Origin of the sequence: Actinoplanes sp. NPDC051475 (genome assembly GCF_040689425.1) — a bacterium.
Lineage (GTDB): Bacteria > Actinomycetota > Actinomycetes > Mycobacteriales > Micromonosporaceae > Actinoplanes.
Genome location: NZ_JBFAZZ010000001.1, coordinates 295,914 through 309,166 on the forward strand (window position 1 = coordinate 295,914; position 13,253 = coordinate 309,166).

11 protein-coding genes are annotated in these 13,253 nt (G+C 72.2%); 8 read left to right on the top strand and 3 right to left on the bottom strand.

Annotated features, from left to right (window positions below):
• The first annotated feature begins 3 nt into the window (after positions 1 to 3).
• Together AB0368_RS01365 and AB0368_RS01370 are read left to right on the top strand one after the other, a co-directional pair.
• Positions 4 to 840 (top strand): hypothetical protein, encoded by an 837-nt coding sequence (locus AB0368_RS01365; protein WP_366151754.1) that lies wholly within the window; start codon positions 4 to 6, stop codon positions 838 to 840.
• 109 nt (positions 841 to 949) lie between these two features.
• Positions 950 to 1,930, top strand: coding sequence for a serine/threonine-protein kinase (locus AB0368_RS01370; RefSeq protein ID WP_366151755.1), 981 nt, complete (start codon positions 950 to 952; stop codon positions 1,928 to 1,930).
• Positions 1,931 to 1,945: 15 nt separating this feature from the next.
• On the opposite strand, the gene AB0368_RS01375 is transcribed toward AB0368_RS01370, so the two are convergent.
• Together AB0368_RS01375 and AB0368_RS01380 are read right to left on the bottom strand one after the other, a co-directional pair.
• On the bottom strand, positions 1,946 to 2,815 hold the full coding sequence (locus tag AB0368_RS01375) for a universal stress protein (protein WP_366151756.1): 870 nt from the start codon (positions 2,813 to 2,815) through the stop codon (positions 1,946 to 1,948).
• A complete protein-coding gene (locus AB0368_RS01380) occupies positions 2,812 to 4,275 on the bottom strand; it encodes an amino acid permease (RefSeq protein ID WP_366151757.1) in 1,464 nt (487 codons plus the stop codon). Before AB0368_RS01380 ends, AB0368_RS01375 begins: the two co-directional genes overlap by 4 nt.
• Before the next feature lie 228 nt (positions 4,276 to 4,503).
• Between AB0368_RS01380 and AB0368_RS01385 the strand changes: the two genes are divergently transcribed.
• From AB0368_RS01385 to AB0368_RS01395, 3 genes are read left to right on the top strand one after another with little or no spacing between them, the layout of a single operon-like run.
• Positions 4,504 to 4,854: an STAS domain-containing protein gene (locus tag AB0368_RS01385; RefSeq protein WP_366151758.1), complete on the top strand. Its 351-nt coding sequence runs from the start codon at positions 4,504 to 4,506 to the stop codon at positions 4,852 to 4,854.
• 28 nt (positions 4,855 to 4,882) lie between these two features.
• Positions 4,883 to 5,905: an alpha/beta hydrolase-fold protein gene (locus AB0368_RS01390; protein ID WP_366151759.1), complete on the top strand. Its 1,023-nt coding sequence runs from the start codon at positions 4,883 to 4,885 to the stop codon at positions 5,903 to 5,905.
• Between the two features lie 13 nt (positions 5,906 to 5,918).
• Positions 5,919 to 7,154, top strand: a complete 1,236-nt coding sequence (locus tag AB0368_RS01395; protein ID WP_366151760.1) for a hypothetical protein — start codon at positions 5,919 to 5,921, stop codon at positions 7,152 to 7,154.
• Between the two features lie 55 nt (positions 7,155 to 7,209).
• Here the strand turns inward: AB0368_RS01395 and AB0368_RS01400 are convergent, their stop codons facing one another.
• The gene (locus AB0368_RS01400; protein ID WP_366152373.1) at positions 7,210 to 8,526 is read right to left on the bottom strand and encodes a glycoside hydrolase family 6 protein; all 1,317 of its coding nucleotides are present in this window, start codon (positions 8,524 to 8,526) and stop codon (positions 7,210 to 7,212) included.
• Positions 8,527 to 8,739: 213 nt separating this feature from the next.
• On the opposite strand from AB0368_RS01400, the gene AB0368_RS01405 reads away from it, so the two are divergent.
• From AB0368_RS01405 to AB0368_RS01415, 3 genes are all read left to right on the top strand, one after another.
• On the top strand, positions 8,740 to 9,183 hold the full coding sequence (locus AB0368_RS01405) for a DUF5990 family protein (protein WP_366151761.1): 444 nt from the start codon (positions 8,740 to 8,742) through the stop codon (positions 9,181 to 9,183).
• A 440-nt stretch (positions 9,184 to 9,623) separates the two neighbouring features.
• A complete protein-coding gene (locus AB0368_RS01410; RefSeq protein WP_366151762.1) occupies positions 9,624 to 12,494 on the top strand; it encodes a DEAD/DEAH box helicase in 2,871 nt (956 codons plus the stop codon).
• A complete protein-coding gene (locus AB0368_RS01415) occupies positions 12,487 to 13,239 on the top strand; it encodes a hypothetical protein (RefSeq protein ID WP_366151763.1) in 753 nt (250 codons plus the stop codon). The genes AB0368_RS01410 and AB0368_RS01415 overlap by 8 nt, the downstream gene beginning before the upstream one ends.
• The last annotated feature ends 14 nt before the right edge of the window (positions 13,240 to 13,253 follow it).

Genomic DNA, 13,253 nt, shown 5'->3' on the forward strand with positions numbered 1-13,253 from the left:
GCCGTGACCTCCGCGTTCCGCACCCGCTACGAGCTCTCCCCGGCGCAGGCGCTCCGGGTCACCGCCGAGTTCCTGGCCGCGCACCCCACCCCCCGCGGGCGCTTCGTCTGCGCGGTGGCCGGCCCCGAGAGCCCGCTCGCCGACGTCGGCCGGGCGCTCGAGCGGCAGGTCTTCGAGCACACCTTCGGCAACGACTCCGCGGTCATGGCCGCCGAGTACGGCCCGTACGAGGCGAACAGCCTGTTCTTCGTGGTCATCGACCGCCGCCGTGGCGTCCCCGCCGGGGTGGCCCGGATGATCGAGAGCACCGGGCGCGGCGTCAAGACCATCGACGACGCCCCGCAGCACATCGGCGTGGACGTCGACACGATCCTCGCCGCGCACGGCATGGACGGCGGCCGGGTCTGGGACTGCGCCACGCTCGCGGTGCTGCCCGAGTACCGCGGCGGCCGGTCCTCGCTGATCGTCAGCTCGATGCTCTACCGGACCTTCCTGGTGATCGGCCGGCGCCGCGGCATCCGGCACGCGGTCTCCATGCTGGACCGCGGCGCCTACCGCAACATCGGGCTGATGGGTACGCCGCTGGAGCCGCTCGCCGGTTCGGGGCCGTTCGCCTACCTCGGCTCGCCGGAGAACCGGGCGGTCTACATGGACTTCCCCGCGATCGCGCCGGCCGTCGCCGCGCAGGCCGCGGTGCACCGCCGGGCCGGCCGGATGCGCCTGTCCGCGCTGCGTCCCTCGGGCCTGCGGCGGATGCTGACCCGCCGCGTCGCCGCGACGGTGTCCGAGCGCGTCGGCACCGGCAGGGACATCGACGACCTCATCGTGGTGCCGGAGTGACACGGATGAGGTCGACCGGCGGCTGAGGCGTTTGTGCTGCGGGGGCCGAGGGTACCGAGGCTGAGATCGCGGTGCGGGCGGGCGTCGCGCGGGAACCAGGGGGTGGCCGATGCGCACGCTGGGCGGGCGGTACCAGCTCGTACAGCGCATCGGGATCGGCGGGATGTCCGAGGTGTGGCGCGGCCACGACCGGGTGCTCGATCGGCCCGTCGCGGTGAAGATCATGGCGCCCGCCGTCGAGGGCACGCTGGGTGACGTCAACGGCGTCGACCTGGTCCGGACCGAGGCTCGCTCGGCGGCCCGGCTCGCGCATCCCAACGTCGCCGGTGTGCACGATTTCGGCACGTCGCCGGCGCCGGACCGAGACGTCCCGTACATCGTCATGGAGCTGGTCGACGGCCAGACCCTCATGGAACATCTCGGCGCGGGCCGGCTCGACTGGCGCATCGCCGTGCGGATCTGCGCCGAGGTCTCGGCGGCCCTGGCCGCCGCCCACGCCGAGCACGTGGTGCACCGCGACATCAAGCCCGCCAACATCATGCTGACCCCCTCCGGGGCCAAGGTGCTCGACTTCGGCATCGCGGCCGCCGCGGGCAGTCACGACCCCGATCCGGACGGCCCGGTCATGGGTACGCCGGCCTACGTCGCCCCGGAGCGCTTCGACGGCCTGCCCGCGACCCCGGCCTCCGACATGTACTCGCTGGGCGTGCTGCTCTACCACTGCCTCTCCGGGCGGCTGCCCTGGCATGCCGAGTCGAACACGGAGCTCGTCCACGCCCAGCGCTTCCGCGAGCCGGACCCCCTGCCCGACGTCGAGGGCCTGGCGCCCGAGGTCCTCGACCTGTGCTCGCGCTGTCTGCACCGCGACCCGGTGGAGCGGCCGACCGCGCTGGTCGCCGCCCTGCTGCTGGCCGAGGCGGTCGACGCTCGCGTGTACGTCCCGCTGGCAGACCTCGGCACCCGGATGCCGCGCCCGTCGGCGGTGTCACCCTGGGACGAGCGCGCCGCGGAGGCGGCCACCGACGTGGCGCTGCCGTTCGACGACGAGACGGCGTACCAGGAACGACCCGGCCGGCACCGGGCCGGCTGACCGGCCGGCGGCCGGTCAGCCGCTGCGGGGCACCACGACGACCGGGCGGCGAGCGCGGCGGACCAGGCGCGCCGAGACACCGCCGAGCAGCACCCGCCGTGCCGGGCCGTACCGGCGCGAGCCGCAGAACAGCACGTCCACGTCGTCCAGCTCGGCGAGCTGATCCACCACGTCGCCGGTCCGGAGCTCCCAGTCCACCGGCGCGCCCCCGACCGACTCGGCCGCCCGGCTCAGCGCCTGCTCGTACGTCTCCCTGGCGGTGTCCATGAAGGCGTGCTCGGCGTCCTGACCGACGAGGAACGGGAGTGTCGCGTCGGCGTCGGCCACCACGGTGAAAAGGCGGACCGGGCTACCCGTCCGGGCCGCCAGCCGTACCGCCATCTCCAGCGCGGCCCTGCCGTCGGGGGTGTCCACGTACGCCACGCCGATGCGGCCGAGGGTGCCGGGCGGCTTCTCCATCCCTGCCGGCGCGACCGCGACCGGGCACACGCTGCCGGCGAGCAGCCGGTCGGCGGTGCTGCCCGCGAAGAGGCGGTGCCGCGGGCCGGCCCGCCCCGAGCCGACCACGATGGTCTCCGCCCTCAGCTCCTCGGCGAGGTCGTGCAGCCCGTGTGCCGCCGAGGTGGAGGCCACGGTCCGGTACTCGACCTCGCAGGTGGCGTCGGTCAGCAGGGAGCGCGCGCCGTCGAGCACGGCGGCCGCCGCCCGGTGCCGGTCGGCGACCCACTCGGCGTCCACCCGTCCCGACCCCAGCGCGGAGGGCGCGGGATGCACGACGGCGACGACCAGCGGGGCGCCGAGCACCGACGCCGCCCACCGGCCCAGCACCAGGGCGTCCTCGCCGGACGCGCCGCCGTCCACGCCGACGATCACCGGCGCGGTCATGGTTTGTCACTCTCCTCCCGGGCCCAGCCGGGAGTTCCCTCGGCGTGCTCGCGGCGCAGCCGCGAGTTGCGGTACCCGTACAGGAAATAGATGAGCATTCCCACGACGAGCCAGACGACGAACCGGATCCAGGTCGCGATCGGAAGGTCCGCCATCAGGTAGATCGCGAAGGCGACGCCGAGGATCGGCAGCACCGGCGACCACGGCACCCGGTACGGCCGGTGCATCTCCGGGCGGGTCCGGCGCAGGATGATCACCCCGATGTTGACCAGGATGAACGCGAACAGCGTACCGATGTTGACGAGCTTGACGATCTCGGAGAGCGGCACCAGGGCCGCCAGGATCGCGATCAGGACGCCGAGGCCGATCGTCAGCGTCGCCGGGGTGCCGTAGCGCTGGTTGACCGTGGCGAGCCGCTGGGGGAGCAGGCCGTCGCGGCACATGGCGAAGAAGATGCGGGTCTGGCCGTACATGATGACCAGGACCACGCTCGTGATCGCGACGACCGCGCCGAGCGCCAGGATGCCCGCCGCCCAGCTGATCCCCGCGCCCTCGTCCAGGGCCGCGGCCAGCGGCGCGTCGCTGCCCTCGAGCTGCTGCGGGGTGGCGATGCCGATCGCGCCGACCGCGGTCAGCACGTAGAAGATCGTGCAGATGATCAGCGATCCGATGATCGCCAGCGGCAGGTCCTTGGCCGGGTTGCGGGCTTCCTCGCTGCCGGTGGAGACCGCGTCGAAACCGATGTACGCGAAGAAGATGATCGCGGCCGCCGAGGTCACCCCGTCGACGCCGCTGGGAGCGAACGGGTGGAAGTTGCCGGTGCCGAAGTTGATAATCGCCACCGCGATGAAGAACAGCAGCACGGCCAGCTTGATCACGACCATGACCAGGTTGACCCGGGCGCTCTCGGTGACGCCCCGGACCAGCAGAAGCGTGATGGCCAGGACGATGAAGACCGCCGGCAGGTTGAACACGCCGCCGTCCTCCGGCGACTTGGCGATCGCGTCCGGCAGCGTGTACCCGAACGCGGCGTCCAGGAACGCGTTGAGGTTGCCGCCCCAGCCGACCGCGATGGCGGCGACGCTCACCCCGTACTCGAGGATCAGGTCCCAGCCGATGATCCACGCGACGATCTCGCCGAGCGTCGCGTACGTGTAGGTGTAGGCACTGCCCGAGACCGGGATCGACGAGGCCAGCTCGGCGTAGGAGAGAGCCGAGAAGGCGCAGGCCACCGCGGCGAGGACGAAGGACAGGATGACCGCGGGGCCGGCCACTCCGGCGCCTTCGCCGATGACGACGAAGATGCCGGTGCCGATGATCGCGCCGACGCCCATGGCCGTCAGCTGCAGGGGACCGACGGCCTTCTTCAGGCCGTGTCCCTCCTCGGCGGTCTCGGTGATCAGCGACCGGACGTCGCGTACCGCGAAGATGCCCGGCTTCTGGCCAGAGCTCGTTGCCACAGCCATCCTCCCCTTCCGAGGCCTTCGATGACCATCGTTGTCACCGTGTCCCCCACCTGCGGCAGCCGCAAGATGATCTGCGGGATGCGGGAAACTTTCCCCGTCCGCTTGCCGATCCGGCGGACTTCATGTCCGGCCCGCTCCCGCACCTGTGAGGCAGCCTGCGGTGGACGTCGCGGGCGTTGTACCGTGGGGCCACCGGGAAAAGAACTCCTAGAGGCGGAATGCATGGGCGAGGCCGTCATGACCACCCGGCGCCAGGCGGACGGCGCCATCGTGGTCGACGTGCGCGGCACGCTGGACGCGGCGACCGTCGACGCGCTGCGCGCCGCCCTGGTCGGCACCCTGCACGCCGAGCGCCCGGCCACCATGATCGTGGACCTCACCTTCGTGACCTTCATGGACTCGCAGGGCGTCGGCGCCCTGGTCACCGGCTACAACACCGCCCGCGAGACCGGCACCCGGTTCGTGCTGCGCAACCCCAGCGAGTTCGTGCACCGCCAGCTGCGCGTCACCGGGCTCGCCGACATGTTCGGGCTGCCGCCGACCGCCGTCAGCCCGCAGACGTACACCCCCTGATCGCTCGCGCAGCGGTTAAGGTTCCGTCATGGAACCGGCTGCCGGAGCGTGGTGCACGTCGACGGAGGTCGGCTTCCGGCTGCGGGACCACGACCGCCGGCTGACTTCGGTACGGCTGGAGTCGTCCGTGGCGTCCGGCGACTTCCGCTACCGCGACGACCTCCGCGCCTGGGAGCTGCGCCTGCCCCGGCCCGCCGTGCAGCGCCTCGAATACCGGCTCGCGCTCGGCTATCCGGACGGCGTGACCGAGACCGTCGACGACCCCGACAACCCGCGCCGCCAGGGTGACGCGTCCGTGCTCTGGTGCCCCGACTACCGCGAGCCCGACTGGCTGCATCTGCCGCACGGCGCCGGCCGGTGGCATGACGTCTACCTCCCGCTGTCCGCCGTACGCGGCGAGATGGTGGCCCGCATCTGGTCGCCCGACGTCGCCACCGACCGGGTCGTGGTCGCCCACGACGGGCCCGACTACCACCGGCACGGCGAATTGGGCCGCTACACCGCCGCCATGATCGCCGCGGGGCGCGTCCCGCCGTACCACCTGGTCCTGCTGCCGCCGGGGGAGCGGCTGGAGTGGTATTCGGCGAGCCCGGCGTACGCCCGCGCGCTGACCCGCGACGTCCTGCCGAAGATCGCCGCCGAGCTGGGCAGCGACCGGCCCGTGCTCGGCGTCGGCGCCAGCCTCGGCGCGCTCGCGATGCTGCACGCCCAGCGCCGGCGCCCGGAGGGCTTCGCCGGCCTCTTCCTGCAGTCGGGGAGCTTCTTCCAGCCCCGCTACGACCAGCAGGAGTCCGGCTTCCGCCGCTATCTGCGGATCGTGCGTTTCACCGGCCGGGTGATCCGCGCGAGCGACGGCCCCGGCGTGCCGGTGGCGCTCACATGCGGCACGGTGGAGGAGAACCTGGCCAACAACCGGGACATGGCGCGTGCCTTGCGGGATCACGGGTACGCCGTGTCGTTCGCGGAAGTGCCGGACGTCCACAACTGGACCGCCTGGCGCGACGCGTTCGACCCGCAGCTCACCGCGCTGCTGCAGAAGGTGTTCAACTAGCTGGGAGGCGCCAATGGCCGACGTCGAGCACACCATCGGACTGCTGCTGGGCACCGAGGACGACTGGCCGAGGGCGTACGAGGCGCTGCTGCGCCGCGTCGGGGTGATCACCGACGTCGCCGGGCGCAGCCACCGCATCCGCACCGTCCGGGTCACCATCGAGCCGTTCAACCTGCGCTACGAGCCCCGGCACGACCTGGTCATCGACCGGCTCGCCTACTGGTACTACCACCCGCGCGAATGGCTCAAGAAGGCCGCGCTGATGGACGACGTGTACCTGCTCAACAGCCCGTTCACCTTCCAGTCCATGGAGAAGCACGCCGCGTACTGCGCGATGATGCGGCTCGGCCTCAAGGTGCCGGAGACGGTCCTGGTCCCGTTCAAGAACCCGCTGGACAACTCCCGGTACGCGTACACGTCGGCGCGCTACAACCAGCCGTTCAACCTCGAGGCGCTGGCCGAGTCGGTCGGTTACCCCATGTTCATGAAGCCGTACGACGGCGGCGCCTGGGTGGGCGTCTCCAAGATCCGCAACCCGGACGAGCTGCACGCCGCGTACGACGCCTCGGGCGAGCGGCTCATGCACCTGCAGGCCGCCGTCGAGGACTACGACGTCTTCGCCCGCTCCCTGACCATCGGCCCCGAGACGATGGTGATGAAGTTCCGCCCCGAGCTGCCGATGCACGAGCGGTACGCCGTCGACCACAACTTCCTCAGCCCCTCGGTGGGCGACGAGGTCGTCACCATCTCCCGGCTCGTCAACGCGTTCTTCCGCTGGGAGTTCAACTCGTGCGAGTCGCTGGTCAAGGGCGACGAGGTCCACCCCATCGACTACGCCAACGCGTGCCCGGACGTGGCGGTCACCTCGCTGCACTACTACTTCCCGTGGGCGATGACCGCTTTGCTGCGCTGGACCGTGTTCTGCGTCGTCACCGGGCGCAAACCGCGGCTGGACATGGACATGTCCGCGTACTTCGCCGTCGCCGACGACACGTCGCTGTCGTACCAGGAGAAGCTCGGGCTGTATCGCAAGCTGGCGGACGACTACTTCGAGATCGACAGGTACGAGGAGTTCTGCGAGAAGCATCTGACGCACCTCGACGAGATGGTGCACGAGTGGGTCGGGTCGCCGGAGTTCCGGTCCCTGCTCACCGAGACGGTGCGGGCAATGTATCCGCCGCATGAGCACGAGCGTTTCCTCGGGCATTTCGGGGGGCTGATCGACGCTTGGTTGCGTGACAACGCGTGACTCGCCTTTCGGCCTCTCCGGCCGGGCCGGCCTGCTCTGCCGGCCCGGCCGTTGATCAGCGCAGGGGCGGGTTCGCGAGCTGGACCAGCTCCACGGCCTGTGCCGGGAACCAGGCGCCGGCTGCCGGGTCGGCCGTATTGCCCCGGGCCGGGTCGAGACCGGTTCCGGTGCCACGGTCGCACTGACCGTCGGACTCGCCGGGGATCTTGATCCAGAGAAAGGCGTCGGCGAGCTCGTTGCCGGTGCGGGTGGTGGGACGCAGCCCGAGACCCCGGTCCGGCGGGTTGCACCACGTCATCGGGTCCGGCCACGCCGTGCCGGCCGGCGGGGTCCAGGAGCCCCGGCCGTTACGGCTGGTGTCGAGGACGAAGTGGGGCAGCCGATCCGGGGCGACGGTGCCGACGTTGGCGTCGTACCAGGCGTCGCTGCGGTTCCAGGTGCTGAAGTCGGCCGGATCCGCCGGGTAGTACTGACTCGCGCAGTCCCGGAACGCGCCTCCGTGCGTACCGTAGTAGACGCATTTTGCGGTCCAGGTGCCGTACTTCAGCAGCCGCGGTGTCGCCTCGAAGTTGGAGACGTTCAGGAAGAAGCCGTCGGCCCGCAGCACCCCGGCCCGGACGAGGCGGTCGGCGGCGTCGCCCGAGCTCAGCCAGTTGCTGTTGGTGCCGTCGAGGTAGACGCTGGTGCGCTTGAGCGCCTTGAACAGGTCGACCGCGTAGTTCAGCATCGCGAAGCGGTCCTGCTGGGCGGTGACGGGGTCGGCCTCGGCGGGCTTGCACCACTCCGCGTTGCCGTTGACGTCGGTGTACCAGGGGATGATGCCCAGGCTGTCCGGCTCCAGCATCACGGCGGCCCTGGTGTTGCCGATCCCGGCGGCGAACGCGTCGATCCACGCCTTGTACTCGGCCACCGTGCGCGCGCCCCCGGAGGAGTAGGCGCCGCAGTCGCGGAAGGGCACGTTGTAGGCGACGAATACCGGCGTGCTGTGCTGGCGGGCGGCCTGCCGGACATGGGTACGGACGGTGCGGGTCAGTTCGGTGCCGGCGTACTGGGTGATCCAGACCGCCTGCGGGGTCTCGGTCATGGCGGCGAGCTTGCGGGCGAGGGGGCGGCGGCCCTGGGCGGTGAGGTCCGCGATCTGCTGGACGGCTCCGGGGTTCGGCGGGGGCGTGTAGAAGGTGGTCCGATGCGCGGCCGTGGTCCGATGCCCGGCCGTGATCCGCGCGGAGCGGGCTGCCGTCTGCGCCGGGCCGGTCGCGCCGGCCGCGGGGCCCGCCGCGTCGGCCGCTGTCGCCGTGAGCGGCATGAGCGCCGCCAGTGCCAGGACGGCCGCACCGGCGCGCATCCGGTGCGGACGGCGGATGGGGGACATCGCCACGTTTTCGCTCCTCAGGGGTCTGCCGAGCGCAAATGAAAGCGCTCCCATGATGGGAAGGGTGCTCGGCTGAGTCATCACTGTCAATGTCCCGAAATGTTTTGGACTTTGATGGAAGTCGGCGTCCGGGGAGGTGTCGGAATCGGCGGGCCAAAACAGCTCGGAACCGGGCATCCGGAAATGTCGGAGGGTCGGCCTAGAGTGCAGGGCGTGCACATCAGGATCGAGGGCGACGACCTGCCCGGACGCCGCGTCGGCGCCGAGGCGGACACCCTCCGGCGCGGCAACGTGCACGTCGGCGTGCAGCGCAAAACCGAGGTCGTCGACCGCTTCCCGGCCGACGCCGACGGGGCGGTGTGGGCGTTCGAGGTGGACAGCCGGGAGGTCGACGACCTCCTGGACGTGGGCGGCCCCTACGTACACGGCCGCCCAGGAGTCCGCTTCCTCTATCTGAGCTGGGGCGCCGTCCACGGCAACACCTTCGAGATGTTCCGGCGTGCGAAGCTGATGTTCGGTGACATCCCCACCGCCACGCTGCGCGCCGCCCACGACGGCGCCGGGGCGCTGGTCGGGCGCCTGAGCCTCACCGGACCGGACGGCGGTCCCCGGTGCGCCCGCGTGCGACCGCCCGACATCGCCTGGCAGGTCGAATGATCGGCACGGATCACGGGACCGCCGGGGAACGGCCGGTGCCGGACGTCGCCGTGCCACGCGTCGCCGTGCCACGCGTCGCCGTGTTGCACGGCTTCTTAGCCCGGGACGGAGCCTTGGCACTCTGGCTCGAGACCGACGAGGACGCGGCCGCCAGCCAACGGCCGCCACTCCGGCCACACCTCGGGCGAGAGCAGGCCCCGCCCCGACCCGGGGCAGGGCTTGCCCGGGGCGAAGTGGCCGATGAGCCCGATGGGCGCACGCGCGGAGGGGTCGTCGGAGCTCAGCGCGGTTGGCACCCGCGGGCGCGGGCCGCTATGGGTGAGCCCCGGCCCTCGACTTTGCTGCTTCCATCGACATCCGCCGGGCCACTGCCGTCGCCGCAGCTCGGACTGGCGCCTCGGAGGGGCAAACCGCGGTTGCGGCCGTGGCGGGTGCCCGCGGTGACGGTTCCGTTCGTGACCCTGGACCTCGCCGACGAGGTGGGCGCGCGCGCCGCCCCTTCACTGGAGTTCCTCGCCGACGTGTGTGCCTTCGCCGCCGACCTGGTGGCCCGGGGACGGGTGCTGCCTGCCGTACGCACCGGTGGGCCGGTGGCCCGCGCGCTCTGGCGGCCCGTGTTCACCGGTCCGGACGCTGCGCGGCATGCGGCGCTGGTCAGCGGGATGCCGGCGGCCTGCCGCGCCGAACGGGCGCGCCCGGGCGAGATCGATGGCCTGCCCGCCGCCGATGCGCTGCACGTCGCGCTGGAACGCCTGGTCGACGGGCTCGTCCGCACGCGGCTGGCCGAGTCCGGCATCACGCTGTCCGGCGCGCCGTGGTTGGCGGCGCTCACCGCGGACGACGCCCAGGTGAGTGGGCCGGCCGCGCCTTCCGCCGACGGCTCCGGCAGGAAGGGTCTGCCGGCCGGGACGGGCCCCGGTGGCTCGGACGGCTCGGGAGTGGGGGGTCGCGCGGATGGGGTGGATGCGGTCGCCGATGCGCTGGATCAGTGGCATGCCGAGGCGAGCCGCGGAGCTGCCGTGCGGGTCGTGTTCCGGCTGAGCCACCTGAACGAGCTGGACCCCGATGAGGAGCCCGACGCGACCACAACCCGCGACGCCACGACGGCCGATGCCGCGGCGGTGCCCGGTGGGAGCAGCGCCCATGACGTCGCCGAGGGCGGCGGTGGGGCCGCTCCCGATGCCTGGCTGCTCGAGTTCCTGCTGCAGCCCGTCGACGAGCCCAGCCTCCTGGTCCCCGCCGCCGACGTCTGGCGCGACGCCGTCGCGCCGTTGCGGAGGTGGACGCATCGGCCTCAGGAGCGGCTCATTGCCGGGCTGGGGCGGGCTGCCCGGCTGTTCGGGGAGCTCGACGTCGTGCTGCGGCTTGCCCGGCCCGCTGAGCTCGTGCTCGACACCGAGGGTGCCTACCGATTCCTCGGGCAGGCCGAGGTGCTCGAGCAGGCCGGGTTCGGGGTGATGCTGCCGGCGTGGTGGCGGGAGCCCCAGCGGCTCGGGCTGGCCCTGGACGTCCGTACCCCGCAGACCGCCGCGCCGGTGTTGCGGGACGAGGCCGCTGATCTTGCCACCATCGTCGGGTACAACTGGGGGCTTGCGCTTGGGGGGCGGGTGCTCACTGAGACCGAGTTGGGCGAGCTGGCGCGGGTGAAGGTGCCGTTGGTGCGGTTGCGGGGGCGCTGGGTTTATCTCGACGCCGAGCGGTTGCGGGCGGGGCTGGAGTTCCTGCGGCGGGGTGGCGGCACCATGACCGCCGGGGACGCGTTGCGGTTGATCCGCCTTCTGCCTCCTGAGGAGGTGCCGCTGCCGGTCGTCGAGGTGCGGGGGCGGGGGTGGGTCGCCGACTTGTTGTCCGGGCGGCTGGGAGAGCGGCTGGAGCTTCTCGATCCCCCGGAGGGGCTGACCGGTGTGCTCCGGCCGTACCAGCGAAGGGGTTTCTCCTGGTTGGCCTTTCTCGACGGGCTGGGGCTGGGTGCCTGCCTCGCCGACGACATGGGGTTGGGCAAGACCGTGCAGCTTCTCGCGCTGCTGCTGCATCGCCGGAGCGGGCCGGCGCTTCTTGTCTGCCCGCTGTCGGTGCTCGGCAACTGGCAGCGGGAGGCCGCGCGGTTCGCGCCGTCGTTGCGGGTGCGGGTTCTGCACGGTGCCGACCGGCCGGAGCCGGGTCATCTGGTCGACGGGGCCGACGTCGTGCTGACCACCTACGCGACCGCTACCCGGGATGCCGATGCGCTGGCCGCCGTGAGCTGGGACCGGGTGGTGCTGGACGAGGCGCAGCACGTCAAGAACAGCGCCGGCGGGGCCGCGCGGGCGGTCCGGCGGTTCCCGGCGCGCAGCCGGGTGGCCCTGACCGGTACGCCCGTGGAGAACCGCCTGGACGAGCTCTGGTCCATTCTCGACTTCCTCAACCCCGGGCTGCTCGGCACGGCCCACACCTTCCGCAACCGGTACGCGGTGCCGATCGAGCGCTACGCCGACGAGGACGCCGCCGCCCGGCTGCGCCACGCCACCCGGCCCTTTCTGCTGCGCCGGGTGAAGGCCGACCCCGCCGTCATCGACGACCTGCCCGACAAGCGTCACACCCGGCACCTGTGCGGGCTGACCGCCGAGCAGGCCACGCTGTACCGCGCCGTGCTCGACGACATGATGCTGCGGATCAAGGAGACCACCGAGACGCGGCGCAAGGGGCTGGTGCTGGCCGCGATGACCAAGCTCAAGCAGGTCTGCAACCATCCGGCCCAGCTGCTCGGCGACGGCTCGGCGCTGCCCGGGCGGTCCGGCAAGCTGGAACGCCTCGAGGAGATCCTGGACGCCGCCCTCGCCGAGAGGGAGAGCGTGCTGTGCTTCACGCAGTTCGCGCGGTTCGGGTCCATGCTGGTGCCGCATCTCTCGGCCCGATTCGGCGTGCCGGTGCGCTACCTGCACGGCGGCACGCCGCGGGGTGCCCGTGACGAGATGGTGGCCGCGTTCCAGGCCGACCGGCGGCCGGGGATCTTCGTGCTGTCGCTCAAGGCCGGCGGTACGGGGCTCAACCTCACCGCCGCCAACCACGTCGTCCACGTCGACCGCTGGTGGAACCCGGCGACCGAGGCGCAGGCCACCGACCGGGCGTTCCGCATCGGGCAACGCCGCGACGTGCAGGTGCACACCCTCGTCTGCCTCGGCACCCTGGAGGAGCGCATCGACCGGCTGCTCGCCGACAAGGGCGTCCTCGCCGAGCGGGTCGTCGGCACCGGCGAGAGCTGGCTGACCACGCTATCCACCGACGAGCTGCGCGACCTGACGCGGCTGGATCCGGAGGCCGTCGGTGACTGACCCGTTCTCCGCACCCTTCGTGGCGATGTTCGAGGCACTGCGGATGGCGCCGACCTTCGCCCGGGGGCGCCGCGACGCCCGCGCCGGGCACGTACGCAGCCTGACGATCTCCGGCAGCCTGATCACCGCGCAGGTCCGCGGCCCGGAGGACACCCACGCTTTTCGCGCTCGCATCGCGGTCCGGGCGTTCGGCGCCGCGGAGTGGTCGCGGGTCGAGGCGGATCTGGCGGCCCAGGCGCGCTACGTCGCCGATCTGCTCGCCGGGCGGATGCCCCAGGACATCGACGCGGTCTTCCGCGGCGCCGGTTTGACGCTGCTGCCGCTGTCACTCGACGAGGTGGCGATGGACTGCACCTGCGAGCGCTGGCCCATGCCGTGCGTACACCTCGCCGCGACCTGCTATGCCCTCGCCGCGTCGTTCGAGACCGACCCGTTCGGCGTGTTCGCCTGGCGCGGCCGGGGCCGGGACGAGCTGCTGACCCGGCTGAGCGACCTCCGCAGCACCTCGGTGCACGTGGCGGACGCGACGCCCGTGCCGGAGCAGCCAGCCGACGCGGGTCTCGGGGACATGACGGACTTCTGGGACTCGGGTACGCCCACAGCGCCGCACCCGCCCCCACCACCACTGCGCCCGGACCTGCTGCTCGACCAGCTGGACCCGCCACCACTCGCGTACGGCGGGGTGCCGCTCGCGGAGATCCTCAGGCCCGCCTACCGGGCCCTGCCTCCAGAGCCGTCACGGTAGGAGCCGCCGTCACG

What these genes read in the sequence shown, in the direction of transcription:
- AB0368_RS01370 (WP_366151755.1), top strand. Translation starts at nt 950, where the DNA reads ATGCGCACGCTGGGCGGGCGGTACCAGCTCGTACAGCGCATCGGGATC.
- AB0368_RS01375 (WP_366151756.1), bottom strand. Translation starts at nt 2,815, where the DNA reads ATGACCGCGCCGGTGATCGTCGGCGTGGACGGCGGCGCGTCCGGCGAG.
- AB0368_RS01385 (WP_366151758.1), top strand. Translation starts at nt 4,504, where the DNA reads ATGGGCGAGGCCGTCATGACCACCCGGCGCCAGGCGGACGGCGCCATC.
- AB0368_RS01390 (WP_366151759.1), top strand. Translation starts at nt 4,883, where the DNA reads ATGGAACCGGCTGCCGGAGCGTGGTGCACGTCGACGGAGGTCGGCTTC.
- AB0368_RS01395 (WP_366151760.1), top strand. Translation starts at nt 5,919, where the DNA reads ATGGCCGACGTCGAGCACACCATCGGACTGCTGCTGGGCACCGAGGAC.
- AB0368_RS01400 (WP_366152373.1), bottom strand. Translation starts at nt 8,526, where the DNA reads ATGTCCCCCATCCGCCGTCCGCACCGGATGCGCGCCGGTGCGGCCGTC.